The following is a 20,581-nucleotide window of genomic DNA, read 5'->3' as shown; positions in this document are numbered from 1 at the left end:
ATAACTTGAGATTTTAAAATAAGTTGGGGGCGTGTTGTGAGTGATTCATCCAGAACTTATTCCAATCGGCGTCAATTTCTTCAGCAGTTAGCTCTGGGTGGAGCTCTGCTCGGAACCTGGAAAATGGCTGATGCGGGCAATTTCCTGCTCAGCCGATCGAAAGAACGTCCCATTGTGGTTTGCCTGGATCCTGGGCATGGAGGCCACGACCCTGGCGCGGTTGGTTTGCGTGGCACCCGGGAAAAAGACGTGGTGCTCGACGTAGGCCTTACTCTGGCCCAACGTTTGCGTGAAACTCCGGGGATACAGGTCGTCATGACCCGGCATACGGATCAATATATTCCGCTGTTGTCACGTATGCATCTGGGTTCGCAACATCGGGCAGATTTGTTTATTTCCATTCATGCGGATGCTTTTCCTGACCCCGACGTGCGGGGCTCAACGGTCTGGGCATTGTCAGGGAAGGGCGCCAGCAATGCCGCTGCGCGCTGGCTGGCGAAAACCCAAAATGCAGCAGACCCCTTACTGAGCAAGTTACCTGCAGGCAGCCCGAATCCTATGCTCAATGAAGTATTGATCAATATGACTCAGACGGCTGCCATGAATGCTGCGGCAGCGGCTGCGGATGTGATGATTCGCGGGCTGGTGGGGGTGGAAGGGCTACATAATGCGGCCGTGCAACATGCTAACTTTGTGGTGCTGCGTGCGCCCGATGTGCCCTCCATGTTGGTCGAGACCGCCTTTATTTCCAATCCGCAGGAAGAACAGCGACTGCGTGACCCGGAATTTCGTCAGACCCTTGCGCGCAGTATGCACGATGCCATTGTTGCCCACTTTGTGAAGGCACCACCCACTGATAGCCGTTGGTCATCGGCCAATCATATTCTGGGCCATCATGAAACCCTCTCGGAAGTCGCGCGTCGTTATGGCCTCAGTGTTGAAGCACTTCGCCTTGCCAATAATCTTCCTCATGGTGAAGAGCCAGCAGGCACCCATCTGCGCGTTCCGATCATGGGTGCCTGAGATCTGAGATCAGGTTCTGTGCAGTTTTACGGACAAGTGTTATAACTAAGCAGTTGGCCGACAGAACCATAGGTGGATATTGCAGTATTCTCAGGCAGAACCCCAGACAGAAAGAAATCAGACGCGGCTCGAAGAGTGGATTAACGGGCTCTTGCATGGTGCTGGAGCTATGGGTGCCTTGCTGATATTTATTATCTGGTTGCTGGGAGCAGCGTTGCACAGTAAAGCGCTGGCTATTGTCAGCGTTTCGGTATTTGTGGCTACCATCCTGATTTTATATGCTGCATCCACCATCTATCATTTGCTGCCACAGGGACCCGCCAAGCTGTTTTTTCAATGGGTGGATCGTTCGGCTATTTACTTGTTGATTGCCGGCACCTATACGCCCGTAACCCTGATGGTTTTGAATGATATTTGGGGAATGATCCTTCTGGTGCTGGAATGGGTGTTGGCGTTGGTGGGTATTTTACTGCTGGTGTTCACCGGAAAGCGCTTTTATACCCTGTCGTTGATGCTCTATTTGCTGATGGGTTGGATGGCGGTGTTTGCGGTGCTACCTTTGTATCGCGCCTCTCCAGGCTGGTTTTTGTGGCTGTTACTGGGTGGTGGCGCCGCCTATACGCTGGGAGTTGTTTTTTTTCTGTTGGACCAACGAAAATACTTCCATTCGATCTGGCATATTTTTGTCATTGCCGGTACGGCTCTGCAATTCTGGGCAATCCTGCAGTTTGCGGGTTGACCTGATTATACTTGCTATTATTCGTCGGATCCTTATAATCTGTGGCCCTGCTCCCATCGTCTAGCGGTCTAGGACACTGGCCTCTCACGTCGGTAACAGGGGTTCGAACCCCCTTGGGAGCACCAGTTACCGTCTCATTGCAAATTTGTATTGACTGATGTGCTGGCTATTGTTGCAGAAATGACCAAGATGGCAGACAGTTTCGTAGCGCGATTAAACAATTTTGGTCAATGGCTTTCCCCACTTCCTGTTCCATGATTTCCAAGGTGCGGGCAACAGGTACTGCGTCGCGATAGGGTCTTTTGGCAGTGATTGCATCAAAAATGTCAGCCGTGGTGATGATTTTGGTTTCAAGGGAAATATCCTTTGCTTGTAAGCCTAAGGGATATCCCATTCCATCCAGGCGTTCATGATGGGCGCCAGCAATAGCGGCGATATCCTGAAAATGAAAAATTCTTTCCAGAACATCCTTGGTTAATCCGGCATGAATCCGAACCGCTTCCCATTCCTGATCATCCAGTTTGCCAGGCTTGTCGAGAATATGATTACTGACGCCAAGCTTCCCGACATCGTGCAATAAAGCACCACGTCGCAACCAGCGTCGATGCTCTGGAGTGAATCCCATTTGTTCCGCAATTCCGTCAGTGTAAAGACTTACCCGGCGACTGTGATCATGCGTATAGGGGCTTTTTATATCAACTATGGAAGCAAAAACTTCTGCAATATGATCTAATCTGTCCTCGTCAATGAATGTTCTACAGGATACGGGCTCCAGGGCGCTGACGCGCGACTCAATACCTTCATCTTTAAGCCCTTCCCAAAACCCGTCGACCTGATAAAGTGCCTGAAAAGCTTTTACTATCTCAGAATTAAACCATGTTCCCTGACGTCGATGCAGTTCTTTATGGACGTCATGGCGCGCCCCTGTTTTGTAGAAAATATCTATGACCTGAGAGATCAGGGCTATTTGTGAAAACAATGGAATCTGGTTGCCTTTTAATCCTTCCGGACGCCCTTTACCGTTCCAGTGCTCGTCAAGGCTTTTGATGCTTTCGGCAACATTTGCGTTGAAACCTAATTTTAGCGCTATATTGGATCCACGTTCACACCGGGTTTGAACCAGTTCCGTCGCCAGTTCTTCTCCTTTGCTGCCAAGATGCACAACGCGACGCATTTTTCCCAGAATATCCTCATGTTGACCAACATGACGAAACACAAATTTGGCTAGCTGCAAAAAATTCTGATTGTCTACCAGCTTGTAGTCTTTTTTGACCAGTCTTTCATCGGTGCCATAAAGCTCCCAAAGACGCGCGGCGTTACTGCTGCAACCGGCGTCTTTCAGTAATACCGAGTAGTACAGGTCGGTTAAGGCCGTATCGTCAAGCCGTAATTGACGACCGATATGCATGGCAATCCAGGTGCAGCGCAAAGAATGTCCAGCTGGCTGCCCCTCGGTTAGATCTAACGCGAAGCTTATGGCACCCACAATTTCTGCGAGTGAGGCAGTTGATTCATATTGTGCAAAGGCTTTCATAAGCTTTATATTTTAACGGGCATTCGTGCCGAGGTACAGATGCATAAATACTGCCTGATATAGAGTGTTGTGGGGTTGGGTATGGCGCTGGGTCATCCAGCCAATTGGTTCCTTTGCCTTGCCAGCCCTCTGTCGGGCAAGTACCATCCCATGCAGAAATGGAACGCGTTAAGAGCGGGAGCATAAAAATCATGTTTCACGGCAGTATGGTAGCTTTGGTGACGCCCATGCGCGCAGATGGCGCCGTGGACGATACGGCATTGCGGGATTTAGTGGAGTGGCATATTAGTGAAGGCACGCATGCGCTGGTAGCTGTGGGTACTACCGGCGAATCTGCCACTCTGGAAATGAAAGAACATGTTACGGTGATTCGTAGCGTCGTTGAGCAGGTCAGGGGGCGGATACCCGTTATTGCCGGAACCGGTGCCAATGCCACCCACGAAGCCATCAGCCTGACCAAGGCGGCCATGGAAGCCAAGGCAGATGCGGCTCTTCTGGTTTCTCCTTACTATAACAAACCGACTCAGGAAGGGCTTTTTCAACATTACACGGCTATTGCAGAGGCCTGCCATTTTCCGATGATACTTTATAATGTGCCCGGCCGTACGGCGGGGGATATTCTGCCGGAAACCGTGGCCCGTTTAGCCCAGCGCGCCTGCGTGGTAGGCATTAAGGAAGCCAGTGGTAAAGTCGAGCGGGTGGCAGAAATTCTCCATCAGTGTGGTGATCAGGTTGAGGTGTATACCGGAGATGATGCGGCGGCTTTGGCGGCCATGTCTTTGGGTGCCAGAGGGGTCATTTCCGTGACGGCCAATGTGGCCCCGCGCCTGATGTCCGAAATGTGTCATTTGGCCCTGGCGGGAGATTTTGTGACCGCCAGAGCGGTCAATGCGCAGTTGGTGGGTCTACATCGTGACTTGTTTGTAGAGTCCAACCCCATCCCGGTGAAATGGGCCTTGCAGGAAATGGGACGAATGGGGCCCGCGTTGCGATTGCCCTTGACCCCGTTGTCCGAAATGTATCACGAGCGTCTGCGCAGCAGTTTGCGAGCAGCGCATTGTCTTTGATTTTTTTCGCGTTCTGTCGCGTTTAGTGGGGTTTTACATGCGCCGTTATGTTGCTCTTGCCGTGGTTGCCAGTCTGGGTTTGGGAGGGTGTTCGTATATTCCTTTCCTGCATACAAGTACGGGTCCGAAGTATGAAGATTCGCAGGTAATGAAACCTCTTGCTGTTCCTCCGGATCTGCTGGCCCAGGTACCGGCGCCGGGGGTGACTATTCCAGGAGGACCCGTGAACCCCGCTACCGTGTCGGATAGCACCATGGGCGGGTATGGTGTTTTCCAGCCGCGTGAAGCGCCCGGCCAAAAGCCCATAGAAGAAAAACCTCTGGCCGGGGTCAGTTCACAAATTATCGGTAGCGGTGCAGATCTGAGCCTGACGACGCAGGCCAAACCTGAGCAGATATGGGCTGCAGTCAAGGAAACACTGGCAGCCAGCAAGACCCCTATAGAAAAATTTGCGCCGGAGCAGGGTGAACTGGTCACTGGCTGGCATAATTTCCGTACCGGTATTTCGGCCTTTTTCGGCAATACCCTGGCTCCTTCGCATCGTGAACGCTACGCTTTTCATTTGCAGACCACCACCGATGGCAATCAGGTTTTAAGTATTCAGCAGGAGCGATACTGGAATAACCCTCAGGGCAGTTCGGTGGAATGGAAAAAAGTCCCTGCCGATGCCGATCATAATCGCGACTTGCTGCAGGCTGTGCAGAAGCGTCTGAGCCAGTCGGTGCTGCTGGCAGAAATGCCCAAAATCAAGGTGACGCGCTATCGGGATGATGGTGGTCCTTATCTGGTTCTGAATGCTGTTCCTGCCAAAGCCCAACCCGCCGTTGAGGTGGCCCTGCAAGGCCTGGGCTATCCGGTTCGCAGCGAAGGGATGGGGGATTGGTCGGTGATGATTCATGAAGGCGGTAAGCAGGCCCGGCAAAAGCAGGGTTTTGTGGGCGGGATTCTGAACCGCACCTGGGATAGCATCAAGGCTATCTGGAGCAGCCCGAAAGATCAGGAGCCGGTTTCGGTGCGAGTCCGCCTGCTGGCCATGAAAGACAACTCCGGCAGCGTCCTGGAAACCGAGCCGGGGGTGGGTAAAACTGCACCCAAGTGGGCGGTGGAAGTGCTCAACAAGTTACAGACGGCACTGACCCCGCAATCCGGGGGTAATGCATGATTGAGCGTTATACGCGCCCGGAAATGGGTGCCTTATGGACTCAGGACGCCAAATATCAGGCGTGGCTGGATGTCGAGTTGGCCGCCTGCCGCGCTCTGGCTGCGCGTGGCGAGATTCCAGCGGAGGCCTTGGCAGAAATTGAAGCAAAGGCCGCTTTTGACAGTGCGCGTATTGCCGAAATCGAGCTGGAAGTGAAACATGATGTCATTGCATTTTTGACATCTGTGGCAGAATTTGTGGGGCCTTCCAGTCGCTTTATTCACGTGGGACTCACTTCTTCGGATGTGGTGGATACGGGGTTCGGCTTGCAGCTCAAACGCTCCGGGGAGTTGCTCCTGAAAGGCATGGATCGTGTTTGTACGGCGCTGGAGCAACTGGCCTGGAAATACAAGGATACGGTCATGATGGGCCGTTCTCACGGCATTCATGCCGAGCCCATTACTTTTGGTCTGAAAGTGGCAGTCTGGTATGCCGAGGCGCAGCGTAATCACCAGCGTCTGCAGCATGCCATTACGGCAGTTTCTGCGGGAATGCTTTCCGGAGCCGTGGGTACTTTTGCCAATATTGATCCGGATATTGAAGAAGCTGTCTGTCATGAGTTGGGCCTTCATCCAGAACTGGCCAGCACCCAGGTGATTTCCAGGGATCGTCATGCCGAGTTCTTCAATACGCTCGCCATCATTGCCGGTTCCATCGAGAAAATCGCGGTGGAAATTCGGCATCTGCAGCGTACGGAAGTACTGGAAGCCGAAGAACCGTTTACGGCAGGGCAGAAGGGCAGTTCCGCCATGCCGCACAAGCGCAATCCTATTCTTTCCGAAAATCTTACCGGCTTGGCGCGCTTGTTGCGAGGCTATGCGAGCATGGCGCTGGAAGACATTGCCCTCTGGCATGAGCGGGATATTTCCCATTCCAGCGTGGAGCGGGTTATTGGCCCGGATGCCTGCATTGTCATGGATTTCATGTTCTACCGGGCCAGTGGGTTGCTGGAAAAACTGGTGGTTTATCCTCAGCATATGATGGATAACCTGAATAAAATGCATGGTCTGATTTTCTCTCAACGCGTATTGTTGGCTTTGACGGCCAAGGGCATGTTGCGGGAAAACGCTTACCGTGTCGTCCAGCGCAATGCCATGCAGGTTTGGGAAAATAATGCGGATTTCAAGGCGCTTCTGGCTGCAGATCCGGATGTTACGCAGTATTTGCAGGAAAAAGATCTGGCAGAACTGTTTGATCTTGCTTACCACACCCGCAACATTGATCGCATCTTCGCGCGGGTCTTCCCAAAGGGACAGCCGCAATGAGTGAACGCCAGGCATTGTACGAAGGCAAAGCCAAAATTGTTTATGCCAGCAGCGTGGAAGATGAGCTGATCCTGCACTTCAAGGATGACACTTCGGCTTTTGATGGAGAAAAAGTGGAGCAGCTTGCCCGCAAGGGCGAGGTCAACAATGCTTTCAATGCGTTCATCATGGAGTACCTGCAATCCGAGGGCGTACCTACCCATTTTATCCGGCGTCTGGATGCGCGCGAAAGTCTGGTGCGCCGTCTGGAAATGATTCCAGTGGAATGCGTGGTTCGTAATCGTGCTGCAGGCTCTTTAACGAAGCGACTGAGTATTGAGGAAGGGCGGATACTGGAGCCCCCGACCCTGGAATTTTTTCTGAAAAATGATGCCTTGCACGATCCCATGATCAACACCTCACATATTCGCACCTTTGGCTGGGCCAGTGCAGAAGAGGTGGAAGCCATGCGGCGCTGGACCATGCGCGTAAACACGTTATTGAAGGCTTTATTTGCCAAAGCCAACCTGATTCTGGTGGATTTCAAGCTGGAATTCGGGCGTTACCACGGCGAATTATATCTGGGTGATGAATTCAGCCCCGACGGTTGTCGCTTATGGGATGCCCAAAGTCTGGAAAAAATGGATAAGGATCGCTTCCGGCGTAATCTCGGCGGGGTGGTGGAAGCCTATCTGGAAGTAGCCCAACGTCTGGGTGTGCCCCTTTAAGTTTATTATCGGTTCCAGGTCTGATTTTTGAGCGAGGAAACACTTCATGCTGCTGCTGCGCGGCTCTGCGGCCCTTTCTGCCTTTCGTCTGCAACATCTGCTGAAACTCCTGCAAGAAGCAGACATTCCGGTTGCTTATCTGAATGCGCGCTTTGTGCATCTTCTTGACCTGAGTGAAGCCCTCAACGCTGAACAAATGAGTGTTGTCACCGCCCTGCTGCACTATGGAACGCCTTTTGCCGAAAAGCCCGATGATGAAATTCAGGAGATTTGCGTATTGCCGCGCCTGGGTACCATTTCTCCCTGGTCGAGCAAAGCCAGCGAAATTTTCCGGCATTGCGGTCTTGGCCATGTCCGCAGGGTCGAACGTGGCGTCTCCTATACGCTGATGCGTGCAGGGGCAGGTACTTTCAGTGCGACAGAAATAGAGCAAATCCGCCGGCAGCTTCATGATCCCATGACCGAATCTGTGCTTTCTGATTGGGATGCAGCCGAGGCTATTTTCAAACACCCCGAGCCAGCGCATTTGCGGCGGGTGTCTCTGCAGGCAGAGGGCATGAAGGCCTTGACTGAAGCCAATCGCAGCATGGGACTGGCGTTGTCTCCCGCTGAGCTGGATTACTTGAAGGATTATTTTTCAGATTTGGGCAGAGATCCCAGTGATGCCGAACTGATGATGTTTGCTCAGGCGAATTCTGAGCATTGTCGACATAAGGTATTTAATGCTCACTACCGTCTGGATGGCGAAAATCAGTCCCAGAGTCTGTTTGGCATGATCCGTGAAACCCATCGCCTGACTCCGCAAGGCACTTTATCTGCCTACAAGGACAATGCAGCAGTCATGGCGAGTACCATGGCCAGTCAGCCCTTTGCCGTGGTCGCCGATGGTCAATATCGGCTAATGGAAGAAAACACCGCCATTTTGATGAAGGTGGAAACCCACAATCATCCAACGGCTATTTCTCCTTTTCCGGGCGCGGCCACGGGCAGTGGTGGAGAAATTCGGGATGAAGGAGCCACGGGGCGGGGCGGCAAGCCCAAGGCGGGGCTGACCGGATTCTCGGTATCTCATCTCCGTATTCCGGGTTATACCCAGTCCTGGGAACAGTCTTTTTATGGCAAGCCTGCGCGTATTCGTTCCGCTCTGGAAATCATGCGCGATGGACCGCTGGGTGCGGCTGCTTTCAACAATGAATTTGGACGTCCGGCCATTGCCGGCTACTTCCGGGTTTTTGAGTGTGATCACAATGGGGTGCATCGAGGTTACCACAAGCCCATCATGCTGGCCGGAGGGTTGGGGCAAATCCGCCCGCAGATGGTGGAAAAACAGCCTTTGCCGATAGGCGCGAAAGTGCTGGTGATTGGTGGCCCGGCCATGCTCATTGGTCTGGGTGGTGGTGCAGCTTCCAGTGTGGCCAGCGGATCAGGCGATGAACAACTGGATTTTGCCTCAGTGCAACGGGGTAATCCCGAAATGCAACGGCGGGCCCAGGAAGTGATTGAACGCTGTGTGGCTTTGGACCAGGATTCACCCATCCTCTCCATTCATGATGTGGGTGCTGGCGGATTATCCAACGCCGTTCCCGAGTTGTTACATGATGGGGGTCGGGGCGGGCGCTTGCAGTTGCGTACGATACCTAATGAAGAACCAGCCATGTCGCCCATGCAAATCTGGAGTAATGAAGCGCAGGAGCGCTATGTGTTGGCGGTTACTCCAGAGGATTTGCCGCGCTTCGAGGCCATTTGTCAGCGTGAGCGTTGCCCTTACGCCGTACTGGGCGAGGCTGTGGAAGACGATGTCCTTCTGGTCGAAGATGCGCTCCTGCAAGATACCCCTGTAGAGATGGCACTCAGCGCACTACTGGGTTGTCCGCCGCGAATGGAAAGAGATAGCCGGCATCAAATGGTTCAGACCCAATCTCTGGACCTGTCTGGAGCCGTTCTGCGCGATGCTGCCTATGCGGTGCTCCGTCATCCCTCTGTAGCCAGTAAGGAGTTTCTGATTACCATTGGTGATCGGAGCGTGGGCGGCCTGATTCACCGCGATCAGATGGTAGGTCCCTGGCAGGTGCCTGTTGCTGACTGTGGGGTGACTGCAGCGGATTTCTGGAATACCCACGGTGAGGCGATGGCCATTGGCGAAAGGGCGCCCGTGGCGGTTCTGAACCCTGTGGCCAGTGCGCGCCTGGCCATTGCTGAAGCACTGACCAATCTTTGGGCAGCAGATGTGCGGGCACTGGATAATATCAAGCTCTCGGCCAACTGGATGGCTGCAGTGGATCATCCCGGCGAAGATGCAGCCCTCTTTGATGCCGTCAAGGCGGCAGCCCTGGAAGTTTGTCCGGCTCTGGATCTGGCTATTCCGGTGGGAAAAGACTCCTTGTCCATGCGCACGCTCTGGCAGGAGGAAGGGCAGGACAAAGCAGTGGTCTCGCCCCTTTCTCTGATTATTACGGCTTTTGCGCCAGTGCAGAATCTGCGTAAGACCTGGACGCCCCAGTGGGTGGCTCAGGAAGAGACGGATTTATGGTTGGTCGATTTAGGACAAGGTCGTCTGGGGGCTTCTATCCTCGCTCAGACACTGGGGCAAATGGGGGCGGAAACGCCGGATATGGATCAGCCCGAACTATTGCGTAACCTTTTTGCGGCGCTCTGCAGCTTGCGTGAACAGGAACTCGTGCTCGCCTATCATGACCGTGCCGATGGCGGGCTGTGGGCTACGCTCTGTGAAATGTCATTTGCGAGTCGTTGCGGGGCGGATATTGTGCTGCCTGCCGGGGCCGATGTCTGGTCTTTCCTGTTTGCGGAGGAGCCGGGCGTATTACTTCAGGTAGCGGCCAAAGATCGGGAAACCGTGCGTGGTATTTTTGCGGAAATGGATATAGATACCCAGGCTCAGTGCCTTGGTGCCGTGCATGTCGGGCATTGGCAGTTGCGGGTACTGCAGGATGAGCAGGTTTTACTGGACGAACCCGTTGCGGAGTTGCTGCAGGCATGGACTGAAAACAGTTATCAGATGGCGTCGTTGCGTGACGACCCGCAATGTGCAAAAGAAGCATTTGCTGCGTCGACCGCAATGGAAGCACCGCTTTTCGCCCGCGTTCCTTTTCGCCCGCAGACTCCCATGATTCAGCAGGGTGTGCAGCCCAAAGTGGCCATTTTGCGTGAGCAGGGCGTCAACGGTCAGATCGAAATGGCGGCCGCTTTTCATCGTGCCGGATTCACGGCTGTGGATGTCCACATGAGTGATCTGGCTAACGGACGCTATCAGCTCAATGATTTTCAGGCGGTGGCGGCCTGTGGTGGCTTTTCCTATGGCGATGTGTTGGGTGCCGGTGCTGGCTGGGCCAAGTCCATCCTCTTTCATTCGGCATTGCTGGACCAGTTTGCGGCGTTTTTTGCAGATGAATCGCGTCTGGCCCTGGGTGTCTGTAATGGCTGCCAGATGATGGCTGAATTGCGGGAAATCATTCCCGGAGCCGGGCATTGGCCATTATTTACCCGCAATCGTTCTGAGCAATTTGAAGCCCGCTTGGCTATGGTGGAAGTGCTGGACTCTCCCTCTCTGTGGTTTAGCGGGATGGCCGGAACCTATGCACCGATTGTCATCGCCCATGGCGAAGGCCGCGCCCACTTTGACAGTGCCACCGAGGGGTCTCCTGCACCGGCCACCATGCGTTACGTAGACGCCTTGGGGCAAGTGGCACGTCATTATCCGGCTAACCCCAACGGATCGCCGGAAGGAATCACCGGACTCTGCAATGAAGATGGTCGGGTTGCCATTTTGATGCCGCATCCCGAGCGGGTAGTGCGTAGCCTGCAAATGAGTTGGGCTCCGGCAGATTGGGACGAATTGACCCCATGGATGCAGATATTCACCAATGCCCGCAAAGTGCTGGGAACCTGATGTAAATATATTTCAGCCAATCTGTTCGTGTCGGGCGAAATCATCATTCCTGGATGGTTTTCGATGCGCTTGTCATTTCAGTATGTTGAATATTTATTTCCTTTTCAAATCTGACATTCTGTGGCTCAGGATGCTCAATTTTCCCCGGAGTTATTTATGGAAGCAATTTCCTCCTTTCAGGAGAAAAAACTCAATATTCTGAGTGGAATTACTGTGGCTCTGGCATTAGTTCCTGAAGCTATTGCCTTTGCCTTTGTGGCGCACGTTTCGCCGCTGACTGGATTATATGCGGCCGTGATTCTGGTGTTTATAACCTCCGCCTGGGGTGGACGGCCCGGCATGGTCTCCGGCGCTAGTGGCGCTACAGCGGTAGTTATGCTCGGCCTGGTTGTTTCCCATGGTGTGGAATACCTTTTTGCTGCAGTCGTACTGATGGGATTGTTGCAGCTTTTTTTTGCTGCAGCACGCCTTAGCAAATTCGTGCGCTTGATTCCCCACACCGTCATGCTGGGCTTTATTAATGGCCTGGCGGTGGTTATTTTTCTGGCCCAGCTGGATCACTTTAAAATCAAAAATGCCAGTGGACATCTGGCCTGGATGCAGGGCACGGATTTATACACCATGATTGGTTTGGTAGCCTTAACCATGGTTGCGATTTATCTGATGCCTCGGTTGACCAAAGCGATTCCTGCGACGCTGGCTGGTGCTTTGATTACCACAATGGTGGTTGTGGTATTCCAGATCCCGACCGTGACCGTGGGAGATGTGGCTTCGCTTTCCGGTGGATTACCCAGCTTTCATGTGCCGCAGGTTCCCTGGAACTGGCATACATTGGAAGTTGTTTTTCCCTATGCGCTGATCATGGCTGCCAACGGCTTGGTGGAAACCCTGCTGACGCTTAATTTAATTGATGAAATGACCGACACTCGCGGGCAGCCCAACCGTGAATCCATGGCTCAGGGAATCGCCAATGTAGTGAGTGGTTTTTTCGGGGCAATGGGTGGTTGTGCGATGCTGGGTGAAAGCATTATCAACGTCAATAACGGTGCTATTAAAAGATTATCGGGCATTACGACGGCCATATTTTTGTTATCATTTATTGTGCTCGCTTCGCACTATATTCAACAGGTTCCTATTGCTGCGCTGGTCGGAGTGATGTTTGTCATCGTTGAGAAAACTTTTGAATGGAGTAGCTTTCGCTTTTTTGGAAAAATTCCACATACTGATGTTTTTATAGGTATTCTGGTTGCCGTGTTGACCGTGATGGTCAATATTACCCTGGCAGTAGTGGTGGGTGTTATCTTAGCCGCCCTGGTTTTTGCCTGGGAACACGCCAAGCAGATTGATGTGAGCAGTACGGTAGATGAACGGGGCGTCAAAATTTATAAGTTGCGCGGTACCCTGTTTTTCGCATCCGTAACGCAATTCCGAAATCTGTTTGATCCCGCCGATGACCCCGAACAAGTCGTGATTGATTTTGCAGGAGCACGCATAGTCGATCATTCTGCCGTAGAGGCTATAGATAGTCTAGCCGGACGTTATACGGAAAGAGGTAAAAAGCTCTATTTAAGGCACTTGTGTGCAGATTGTCTGGAGCTTCTTGATAAAGCCAAGGATCTTGTGGAACTCAACATTACCGAAGATCCACATTATCATATTGCCGACGATAAGCTGGGCTGACCGTCAAGCCAGTCAATTGGATGCTCTTACGGAAAAGATCGGTGCCGTGGAAACTGCTGTCAACTTCTTTTATATTCCAAATTTTCCAGGGACCCGCAGTATGGGCACCATCGCCACTGGCGTTTACGGACGCAGGCGACGTGATCCCCCGAGCGGAGGATGTCGAAAAATCCGATGGAACCGGCGCATGTGCTGCAGCAATTACGCAAGGAGATTGATGATGCCGATGGCTGAAAAGGAACTCATGGAACGGGACGCCAAGCGCGATATTGGCGCAGAACTTCTGGAATCCGTCCGGCAGATGAAGGCCGGGAAAAAAGGTGCTGTCCATAAGATCGACGTGCCACAGGTTGTGCAGGCCCGTATCAGCGCAGGATTGTCACAGTCACAGTTTGCCGCGCTGATGGGGGTGTCTATTCGTACCCTTCAGGATTGGGAACAGGGGCGGCGCAACCCTTCCGGTGCGGCTATGACGCTGCTCCGCATCGCAGCCAAGCACCCGGACGTGATCCGGGAGGCACAGGTGGCATGATCTGCCCAGTCTAGGGGGTACGACGGATGCGTAAGAGGTTATTCTGGCGGCGTTGGGTGTAGTACTCACCATTGTTTTCGAGAAACGCCTGCACGAAATCCTTCAGCAAAAAAATAAAAGCACTTGGTCGCATGTGCCAAGTGCCCGTTTTAATTGGTCGGGGCGATAGGATTCGAACCTACGACATCCTGCTCCCAAAGCAGGCGCGCTACCAAGCTGCGCTACGCCCCGTCGAGGCAGAGCATAGCCGCTTGCTGCTCTGGGGTCAATCTAAACGGGACAGTTTCCGACGCAGGCGATCCAACTCGCTACGGGCCAGGGCGATGCCATCATTGAGGCGTTGCCGTTCCCGGTCGCTCAGATCTTTACCTTTTTGTACCAGCTCTTCACTGTAAATGGCGATGGTATCCAGCAACTCTTCCACGCGTTCATTCATCCGTTCACGGGAAGCGACCACTTTGTCCCAGGCGCGATTGGCCTGATGGCGGATTTGTTCGCGGGTGCGATCGCCCGCCTGAGGGGCAAAAAGCAAAGCGGTTACCGCACCGGCAGCGGCACCCGCCAGCAGGGCAATGCCCAAAGCACTATATCCAAGACCATTACTATCGTTGTCGTAATCCATCATAGTCAGACTCCTTCATCAGGTGATGACAGTGGGGGCCTTGCGGCCCGTAAGTTTTTCAATACGGGTCAGATCCTTGCCCAAGGCAATCAGTTCACGCAGAACCCGTTGTGGATCCAGTTGCTGGCGCGCAGCATCCTGCTCCAGATGTTCATGATAAATCCGCAGAGTCGCACCCTCGGTGCCGGTTCCGGAAAGACGGAAAACCAGGCGCGCACCATCGCTGAACAGCAGGCGCAATCCCTGATGGCTGCTAATGCTTCCATCTATCTGATCCGTATAGGAAAAATCATCGGCGGTTTGTACAATCCTTCCCGCCAGGGTTTGCCCCGACAGCACTGGAAGCTGAGCAGTGATTGTCGCCATGATTTCTTCCCCGGCGCTGGCAGGTATTCCCTCGTAATCATGGCGGGTGTAGTAATGGCGGCCAAATTCCTGCCAGTGCCGGGTCACAATTTCAGCCACGGATTTGCCAGTCGCGGCAATCACAGACAACCAGGCAAGGACCGCCCAGAGCCCATCTTTTTCGCGGACATGATCAGAACCGGTGCCGAAACTTTCTTCGCCACAAAAGGTAATCTTACCGGCATCCAGAAGATTGCCGAAAAATTTCCAGCCGGTCGGTGTTTCATAATGCGGTATGCCCAGTTTTTGTGCTACCACATCAACGGCCTGACTGGTGGGCATAGAGCGTGCAACTCCCTTCAATCCACCGTGGTAGCCGGGAATTTGGGTGGCGTTGGCAGCCAATACCGCCAGAGAGTCGCTGGGTGTGACAAAAAACTGGCGACCCAGAATCATGTTGCGGTCACCATCGCCGTCGGATGCTGCGCCAAAGTCGGGAGCCTCTTCGCCGAACAGATAATCAGCAAGGGGCTTGGCATAGACCAGATTGGGATCGGGATGACCACCACCAAAATCAGTCAGAGGGATGCCGTTGACGACCGTACCCGCAGGTGCACCCAGTTGGTTTTCAAGAATCTCCAGGGCATAAGGACCGGTGATGGCGTGCATGGCGTCAAAACGCATGCGGAAATTGCCGTTAAAAAGACGACGCAGCGCTTCGAAATCAAAAATGCGGGCCATCAGCTCGGCATAGTCCCGGACCGGATCGCAAATTTCAACGGTCATATCGCCAAGTTGAAAAACACCATCGTGATCCATATCGACATCAGCGGTATCTAGGATTTGATAGCTCTGGATGCTTTTGCTGCTGGCCCAGATGGCATCCGTGATTTTTTCAGGAGCTGGCCCCCCGTTGCTGATGTTGTATTTGATGCCGAAGTCATGCTGGGGGCCAGCTGGATTGTGGGAAGCGCTGAGGATAATGCCGCCATGGGCATGGTGAGCGCGAATGACTGCAGAAACAGCAGGGGTAGACAAAAGTCCCCCTCGGCCAACCATGACTTTGCCCCAGCCGTTGGCGGCGGCCATTCGCAAAATGATCTGGATGGCTTCGCGATTGAAAAAGCGTCCATCTCCACCAAGAATCAGCGTTTTGCCCTTGCAGTCAGGAATCGCCTCAAAGATCGATTGGACAAAATTTTCGAGGTAATGGGGCTGCTGAAAAACCGAGACTTTTTTACGCAGACCCGAGGTGCCGGGGCGTTGATCGGGGAAAGCCTGTGTAGGAATCGTCAGCACCGCCATGGTACACCTCAGGGTTCAAGTGGTAAGTCGATGATGGTTGTTTTTCTGCTGGAATCGGTCCGAATCCAGACTGTATAACCACTGATCTGCCAGGAGCTGACTACAGCCCCTTCACTCTGGATGGCCTTTTCACTGGCACGCACAACGTCCGGATCACTGGCTTCGTCCCAATCGGCAGTAACATGACGCCGGAGTAATTCTTGTGGATCCAGCTCGCCAGACTCAAAAATGGCCTGGGCATCCGGAGAAACGTAGATGGATCCGAGTTCAAACAGCATGGTTTTTTTCATGGTTCTCAAATTATAGCAGGAGGAAAAAAATCACAAGGCAAAGCCTTGGGTGCGCAGAAAGTCACGACTGGGGTTTGCACACTGGTTCATCAATGCAATCCGGTGTGGATTGTGACGGGCGCGACGCGCCCAGACCCTGGGATGGCTCAGGCCGGCCGCAGCATAAACTTGTTCAGAGGGAAAAAAGCAGGTACGCAAAAACTGTCGGAATACTTCGCGCAACACCGGGCTGATGGCCTTTTTTTTCAGGTTATGCATGGCCTGACTGCGCATTTGAATGGTCGTACGGGCAAAAGCCATATGCCGCGCTTCCTCGCGCATATGCACATGGGTAATGGCGAGCACGGCAGAAGGAAGATCCTTACGGGCGAAAATCAGGCGATTCATGCGATCGGGTACGTCCTCGCCGATGAGGATGGTCGCCCAAAAAGCCGCAGAACCCTCTGGAGCGTAGCGGGCAAACAGACGTGCCAAGGGCGGACGCTCACCAAGAGGGGTCATAAACGGCAGATGGGAACGCTGCTGGAGCTCCAGAAACATGAGGCTATGCCCGACCTCTTCACGCAGTTCGTGGAGCTGGTAATGATAGCCCTGGGGATCGCGATACATCTCATGTAGGGAGTTGGCACTGAGTCGCTGGATGAACAGCGCCTCGAGCCAGAGGCCCAGCTCACAAAAAGAGACAAATTCCACCTGCGATAGCCGGGTACGTTCATCCGCGCTGAGCTGCTCGTATTCCGTTAATCCATAAAGAGAAACCAGGGACTCTGGTAGCCAGGCACTGTCAGCATCCAGGCTTTCCCAGGGAATGGTGCTGACCGGATCCCGGTATTGACTGCTATGTGCAGACAAGCGTTTGACCAGTGCATCATGATGGCGCTGGATCCGGGCCTGTACGGGAATGTTGGACGCAAAAGTCATACGCTATTGTGCCATGGTCTAGGAGACCCTCCAAGCTTTAAGCGGACTGAGACCCTGAGTCTGACGTAGGGAGGACAGTGCTTCGCTGACGGAATAACGTGCTTGCCAGCCAAGTGCCTCTTGAGCGCGGCGGGTATCGACAATGAGCGGATTTTCCAGAGCCTGAAGCCAGCCTGGGTCTCCCAAAGCCCGATTGAAGGGCCGCAGACTGCGATGGATGCGGTGTAGTTGCCCGGGGCTCAATGGCAAATACCAGCGTCGTGGAATGCGGGACCATGGGACCGGTTCCGGTGCAGCGATGTTAAAAATGCCTTCACGGGGATGATCCAGTGCAGCAACAATGGCGCGGGTTGCATCGTCTTCATGCAGACACTGGATGGGTAGATCCGGATTCTTCATGCGTACATTAAAGGGACTGGTCGCAATGGCGTTTACCAGCTTTTGCCCATGGGGGCCGATGATGGCATGAAGACGCAATCGGGTAACTGCCAAGGCGGGTTTCTGGGCGGAGAAAACATCCAGCCAGGATTCCAGTGCCGCCTTGTCTTCACTATAGGCAAAACCGGGTACCGGCCGGCAGGGCCAGTTTTCATCCAGAGGAATGGGATTATCGGGCCAGGCACCGTAAGCGGCAACACTGCTGGTGTAAATGACATGCCGCACGTCGGCGCTGGCCGCCGCTTGAAAAAGGCGCTGGCTGCCGCGTAGGTTGATGTCGCGCATCTCGCTGCGCCAACGGTTTTGCGGCCCCAGATGAGGGCTGAGAACCACAAAAGCCAGGTGAATGATTTGGTCGATGCCCGCCAGCTGGTCTGCAAGACGCGGGTCGCGAATGTCCATGCTGAAGTAGCGCATTTTGGCAGAGGTAAAAGCGGGCGGGTGAATATCAACGGCTATCACCTGCTGAATATCCGGCCGTTGCACGAGAACCGGAAGTAATGCTGCAGCCGTATGACCAGCAGCACCGGTAACCATGACCCGCATCAGCGGATTTCCGGCTGGTTCAGGAAAGGTATGACTTCTTCCGCGAGAAGTTGCATGGAACGCCGGGTAACCGCACTGGGCACCATGCCCGCGCCAACGGCCAGAATCAGACGATCAACTCCGGCGCGTGAATATCTGGAAAGCTTTTTTCGACAAGTTTCCGGATCACCGACCACCACCATGCCCATGCTTTCGAGAATGCGTAAATTCAGGCCGCGCCGCAGCAGGGGCTCAAGGAAGCCGAGCCGGTGATAGTATTCATAGCTTTCCCGCAACTGCGCGAGAACCGGCCGGGTTTGATCCAGCAAGCGTTGATAGTACCAGGTAAATCCCTCAGCCAGCCGTCTGGCTTCTGCGGCATCTTCCAGGCAAAGGCAACCAATGGTCATGGCAAATCCATTATTTTGTCCGGCTTGCAAAGGGCCTTGACCATGTTGCTGTTGCCAGCTCTTTTTATAAGCGCGCAAATCCTGTTTGATCATAAACCAGGGCTTGAACGGTCCGGAGAGAACTCCGATGCCTTCCTGAGCGGCCCACTGAAAGGTGGCGGGACTGACTGCAGCTGTCCACAGGGGGGGGTGAGGCCTCTGGATGGGCTTGGGTAATATATCCAGATTTTCAAACTGATAAAGTTTATCCGTGTGGCTGAAAGCAGGTCCTCCAGCCTCACGAAGAATTTGCAAACCTTCCTTCATATGTTGGCGGCTATCGGCCATTTGGCTACCGAAAAGTTGATATTCCTTGGGAGAAAAACCACGACCAACGCCGAGCTCCAGGCGACCGTTGCTGAGAATATCCAGGGCGGCAACCCGTTCGGCAATCCTGACTATGTGATTGTAAGGCAGGACCACAACGGCATGTCCCAAGCGTAATTTGCTGGTACGCTGACTGGCAGCGGCCAGAAATATTTCGGGGGCACTGGAATGCGAATACTCGCGCATGAAGTGATGCTCTACCAGCCAGGCACCATGAAAACCCAGCTGGTCCGCCAGGCTGAGCTCGTCGAGCGTTTCGTGATAAACTTGGGCTTCGCTGCGGCCCTGGTGTTCGGGAACAGCAAGTTCGTAGAAAAGATCAATTTTCACTACTGAGGAGCCTCCGTGACCCAGAATGCATCTACCCCGCGCCAGATTGCCGAACGTTTGCAAATTGCCATACTAACATCAGAACAAATGCGCCTGCACTGGGCAGATGAAAGTACGGGCATCCATTATATGGAAGTCGTCATGCCACTGGAATGGCTGGAAAGCCCGGAAGGAGACTACCTGCTTTGCAGGGTTCTGGCAGAAAATCTGGAAGTGCGGGTACGGGTAGATTTGATCCAGAACCTTCCGGCGCCAGTAAAGTAACGGGATCTACTTTTCAGGAAACTCCAGAAGCTGCGGAAAGATTTTCTCCCGATAGTAAGCCAGTTCGTCAATGGATTCACGGATATCCGCCAGGGCCTCATGTTTTTCTGCCTTGGGAAATTTCGGGAAGCCGGGATACCAGCGGGAAGTCAGCTCTTTGAGCGTGCTGACATCAATCATCCGATAGTGAAAAAAGCGTTCCAGTCGCGGCATCAGTCGTGCCAGGAAACGCCGATCCTGGCAAACACTATTGCCGCAAATGGGCGAAGTTCCGGCAGCGACATGCGCGTTGAGAAAATCCAGGGTCTGGGTTTCTACGGCCTGGGTATCCAGGCGACTGTCTCGTACCCGCTGAATCAGCCCGGATTGACCATGGGTACGCTGATTCCAGTCGTCCATTTTGGCCAGCACGGTGTCGGGATGATGCACGGCCAGCACCGGCCCTTCGCAGATAATGCGAAGCTGGTTGTCGGTGACAATACTGGCGATTTCAAGAATTTCATCCTGCTCAGGGTGCAGGCCAGTCATTTCAAGATCCACCCAGACTAAGCGTTGGTTTTTGGGGTCCATACGACATCCTTGTTGAACAAGCAACAATAGTGTAGCATGTTAGCCACGATATAAAAAAAGACGGATCAAAGATCCGTCTAATAGCCGCAAAACAACCGCTACAAAACTGTTTCATACCTAAAGCACTGCGGCCTTCGGGCCGATGGTGCATAAAATTCTTAAAGCGCTCCCTCTTTCTGTGAGGTTTGGGTATGTTGTGCCCTCGCCATGGATTACATAATACGGACGTTTTGTTTCTGGAATATTTCCGCAAAACATCTTGTTTTGATTTTTTTGAAGGCCCGTTTGCTTGTTCACAGCGCCCATAAAAAAAGACGGATCAAAGATCCGTCTAATAGCCGCAAAACAACCGCTACAAAACTGAAAGCATAACCGTTTTTATCATTTACCGGCTTGCTGAAAAACGCGCTCCACTCTATCTTTTGGTTTGGGTACCGCTGCTGCCTATGGTGTTATGTATGGTGGACCCATGAGTCAAGACAAAAAGAGCGAGAGTTTAAGCTAGTCTGGTTTCTAACATTGCAGCAGAATGGCGCTGCC

Annotated in this window: 19 protein-coding genes and 2 tRNA genes; 11 read left to right on the top strand and 10 right to left on the bottom strand. The window is 53.3% G+C overall.

Translation table 11 applies throughout. The annotated features are described in order from the left end of the window. Positions 1–36 precede the first annotated feature (36 nt). From HAP95_RS04910 to HAP95_RS04900, 3 genes are all read left to right on the top strand, one after another. Complete coding sequence (locus tag HAP95_RS04910) at positions 37–1,023, top strand: N-acetylmuramoyl-L-alanine amidase family protein (RefSeq protein WP_368356552.1); 987 nt, start codon at positions 37–39, stop codon at positions 1,021–1,023. Positions 1,024–1,102: 79 nt separating this feature from the next. Beyond that, positions 1,103–1,762, top strand: a complete 660-nt coding sequence (gene trhA / locus HAP95_RS04905) for a PAQR family membrane homeostasis protein TrhA (protein WP_226832573.1) — start codon at positions 1,103–1,105, stop codon at positions 1,760–1,762. Positions 1,763–1,811: 49 nt separating this feature from the next. Beyond that, a tRNA-Glu gene (locus HAP95_RS04900) sits at positions 1,812–1,887 on the top strand. Positions 1,888–1,928: 41 nt separating this feature from the next. Here HAP95_RS04900 and HAP95_RS04895 read toward each other — a convergent pair. Next, entirely contained in the window at positions 1,929–3,170 is a 1,242-nt protein-coding gene (locus HAP95_RS04895) for an HD-GYP domain-containing protein (RefSeq protein WP_215883207.1), read from the bottom strand. Between the two features lie 317 nt (positions 3,171–3,487). Here HAP95_RS04895 and dapA point away from each other — a divergent pair, with 317 nt between their 5' ends. The 7 genes from dapA to HAP95_RS04860 all read left to right on the top strand — a co-directional run bounded on the left by dapA (position 3,488) and on the right by HAP95_RS04860 (position 13,655). Beyond that, entirely contained in the window at positions 3,488–4,363 is an 876-nt protein-coding gene (gene dapA, locus HAP95_RS04890; RefSeq protein ID WP_215883206.1) for a 4-hydroxy-tetrahydrodipicolinate synthase, read from the top strand. A gap of 37 nt (positions 4,364–4,400) precedes the next feature. Further along, positions 4,401–5,525, top strand: coding sequence for an outer membrane protein assembly factor BamC (locus HAP95_RS04885; RefSeq protein ID WP_215883205.1), 1,125 nt, complete (start codon positions 4,401–4,403; stop codon positions 5,523–5,525). Beyond that, positions 5,522–6,829, top strand: coding sequence for an adenylosuccinate lyase (gene purB, locus HAP95_RS04880; RefSeq protein ID WP_215883204.1), 1,308 nt, complete (start codon positions 5,522–5,524; stop codon positions 6,827–6,829). Before HAP95_RS04885 ends, purB begins: the two co-directional genes overlap by 4 nt. Beyond that, positions 6,826–7,536, top strand: a complete 711-nt coding sequence (gene purC, locus HAP95_RS04875) for a phosphoribosylaminoimidazolesuccinocarboxamide synthase (protein WP_215883203.1) — start codon at positions 6,826–6,828, stop codon at positions 7,534–7,536. The genes purB and purC overlap by 4 nt, the downstream gene beginning before the upstream one ends. Positions 7,537–7,582: 46 nt before the next feature. Continuing rightward, on the top strand, positions 7,583–11,443 hold the full coding sequence (purL, locus tag HAP95_RS04870) for a phosphoribosylformylglycinamidine synthase (RefSeq protein ID WP_215883202.1): 3,861 nt from the start codon (positions 7,583–7,585) through the stop codon (positions 11,441–11,443). 156 nt (positions 11,444–11,599) lie between these two features. Next, positions 11,600–13,123, top strand: a complete 1,524-nt coding sequence (locus tag HAP95_RS04865) for a SulP family inorganic anion transporter (RefSeq protein WP_215883201.1) — start codon at positions 11,600–11,602, stop codon at positions 13,121–13,123. Positions 13,124–13,343: 220 nt separating this feature from the next. Further along, positions 13,344–13,655 carry a helix-turn-helix domain-containing protein gene (locus HAP95_RS04860; protein WP_215883200.1) on the top strand — a complete coding sequence of 104 codons (312 nt, stop codon included), beginning with the start codon at positions 13,344–13,346 and terminating at the stop codon, positions 13,653–13,655. A gap of 10 nt (positions 13,656–13,665) precedes the next feature. Here HAP95_RS04860 and HAP95_RS17270 read toward each other — a convergent pair whose 3' ends face one another. From HAP95_RS17270 to HAP95_RS04825, 8 genes are all read right to left on the bottom strand, one after another. Next, the gene (locus tag HAP95_RS17270; RefSeq protein ID WP_264318818.1) at positions 13,666–13,788 is read right to left on the bottom strand and encodes a hypothetical protein; all 123 of its coding nucleotides are present in this window, start codon (positions 13,786–13,788) and stop codon (positions 13,666–13,668) included. Between the two features lie 21 nt (positions 13,789–13,809). Further along, positions 13,810–13,886 (bottom strand) — tRNA-Pro (locus HAP95_RS04855). 34 nt (positions 13,887–13,920) lie between these two features. Next, positions 13,921–14,280: a YtxH domain-containing protein gene (locus HAP95_RS04850; RefSeq protein WP_024894610.1), complete on the bottom strand. Its 360-nt coding sequence runs from the start codon at positions 14,278–14,280 to the stop codon at positions 13,921–13,923. A 15-nt stretch (positions 14,281–14,295) separates the two neighbouring features. Then, positions 14,296–15,927, bottom strand: a complete 1,632-nt coding sequence (locus HAP95_RS04845) for an alpha-D-glucose phosphate-specific phosphoglucomutase (protein WP_215883199.1) — start codon at positions 15,925–15,927, stop codon at positions 14,296–14,298. 8 nt (positions 15,928–15,935) lie between these two features. Further along, the gene (locus HAP95_RS04840) at positions 15,936–16,217 is read right to left on the bottom strand and encodes a hypothetical protein (RefSeq protein ID WP_215863602.1); all 282 of its coding nucleotides are present in this window, start codon (positions 16,215–16,217) and stop codon (positions 15,936–15,938) included. A gap of 30 nt (positions 16,218–16,247) precedes the next feature. Continuing rightward, a complete protein-coding gene (locus HAP95_RS04835; protein WP_215883198.1) occupies positions 16,248–17,138 on the bottom strand; it encodes a diiron oxygenase in 891 nt (296 codons plus the stop codon). An 18-nt stretch (positions 17,139–17,156) separates the two neighbouring features. Further along, complete coding sequence (locus tag HAP95_RS04830) at positions 17,157–18,122, bottom strand: NAD-dependent epimerase/dehydratase family protein (protein ID WP_215883197.1); 966 nt, start codon at positions 18,120–18,122, stop codon at positions 17,157–17,159. Further along, complete coding sequence (locus HAP95_RS04825; RefSeq protein ID WP_215883196.1) at positions 18,122–19,207, bottom strand: LLM class flavin-dependent oxidoreductase; 1,086 nt, start codon at positions 19,205–19,207, stop codon at positions 18,122–18,124. The genes HAP95_RS04830 and HAP95_RS04825 overlap by 1 nt, the downstream gene beginning before the upstream one ends. Before the next feature lie 15 nt (positions 19,208–19,222). Here HAP95_RS04825 and HAP95_RS04820 point away from each other — a divergent pair, with 15 nt between their 5' ends. Next, positions 19,223–19,471, top strand: coding sequence for a hypothetical protein (locus tag HAP95_RS04820; RefSeq protein ID WP_215883195.1), 249 nt, complete (start codon positions 19,223–19,225; stop codon positions 19,469–19,471). Positions 19,472–19,477: 6 nt separating this feature from the next. On the opposite strand, the gene orn is transcribed toward HAP95_RS04820, so the two are convergent. After that, a complete protein-coding gene (gene orn, locus HAP95_RS04815) occupies positions 19,478–20,041 on the bottom strand; it encodes an oligoribonuclease (protein WP_215883194.1) in 564 nt (187 codons plus the stop codon). Between the last annotated feature and the right edge of the window lie 540 nt (positions 20,042–20,581).

This window comes from Acidithiobacillus sulfurivorans, from assembly GCF_018853815.1.
GTDB lineage: Bacteria > Pseudomonadota > Gammaproteobacteria > Acidithiobacillales > Acidithiobacillaceae > Acidithiobacillus > Acidithiobacillus sulfurivorans.
This window is presented reverse-complemented; position numbering and strand designations above follow the sequence as displayed.

What these genes read in the sequence shown, in the direction of transcription:
- HAP95_RS04895 (WP_215883207.1), bottom strand. Translation starts at nt 3,170, where the DNA reads ATGCATATCGGTCGTCAATTACGGCTTGACGATACGGCCTTAACCGAC.
- dapA (WP_215883206.1), top strand. Translation starts at nt 3,488, where the DNA reads ATGTTTCACGGCAGTATGGTAGCTTTGGTGACGCCCATGCGCGCAGAT.
- HAP95_RS04885 (WP_215883205.1), top strand. Translation starts at nt 4,401, where the DNA reads ATGCGCCGTTATGTTGCTCTTGCCGTGGTTGCCAGTCTGGGTTTGGGA.
- purB (WP_215883204.1), top strand. Translation starts at nt 5,522, where the DNA reads ATGATTGAGCGTTATACGCGCCCGGAAATGGGTGCCTTATGGACTCAG.
- purC (WP_215883203.1), top strand. Translation starts at nt 6,826, where the DNA reads ATGAGTGAACGCCAGGCATTGTACGAAGGCAAAGCCAAAATTGTTTAT.
- purL (WP_215883202.1), top strand. Translation starts at nt 7,583, where the DNA reads ATGCTGCTGCTGCGCGGCTCTGCGGCCCTTTCTGCCTTTCGTCTGCAA.
- HAP95_RS04865 (WP_215883201.1), top strand. Translation starts at nt 11,600, where the DNA reads ATGGAAGCAATTTCCTCCTTTCAGGAGAAAAAACTCAATATTCTGAGT.
- HAP95_RS04860 (WP_215883200.1), top strand. Translation starts at nt 13,344, where the DNA reads ATGCCGATGGCTGAAAAGGAACTCATGGAACGGGACGCCAAGCGCGAT.
- HAP95_RS17270 (WP_264318818.1), bottom strand. Translation starts at nt 13,788, where the DNA reads ATGCGACCAAGTGCTTTTATTTTTTTGCTGAAGGATTTCGTGCAGGCG.
- HAP95_RS04850 (WP_024894610.1), bottom strand. Translation starts at nt 14,280, where the DNA reads ATGATGGATTACGACAACGATAGTAATGGTCTTGGATATAGTGCTTTG.
- HAP95_RS04845 (WP_215883199.1), bottom strand. Translation starts at nt 15,927, where the DNA reads ATGGCGGTGCTGACGATTCCTACACAGGCTTTCCCCGATCAACGCCCC.
- HAP95_RS04840 (WP_215863602.1), bottom strand. Translation starts at nt 16,217, where the DNA reads ATGAAAAAAACCATGCTGTTTGAACTCGGATCCATCTACGTTTCTCCG.
- HAP95_RS04835 (WP_215883198.1), bottom strand. Translation starts at nt 17,138, where the DNA reads ATGACTTTTGCGTCCAACATTCCCGTACAGGCCCGGATCCAGCGCCAT.
- HAP95_RS04830 (WP_215883197.1), bottom strand. Translation starts at nt 18,122, where the DNA reads ATGCGGGTCATGGTTACCGGTGCTGCTGGTCATACGGCTGCAGCATTA.
- orn (WP_215883194.1), bottom strand. Translation starts at nt 20,041, where the DNA reads ATGGACCCCAAAAACCAACGCTTAGTCTGGGTGGATCTTGAAATGACT.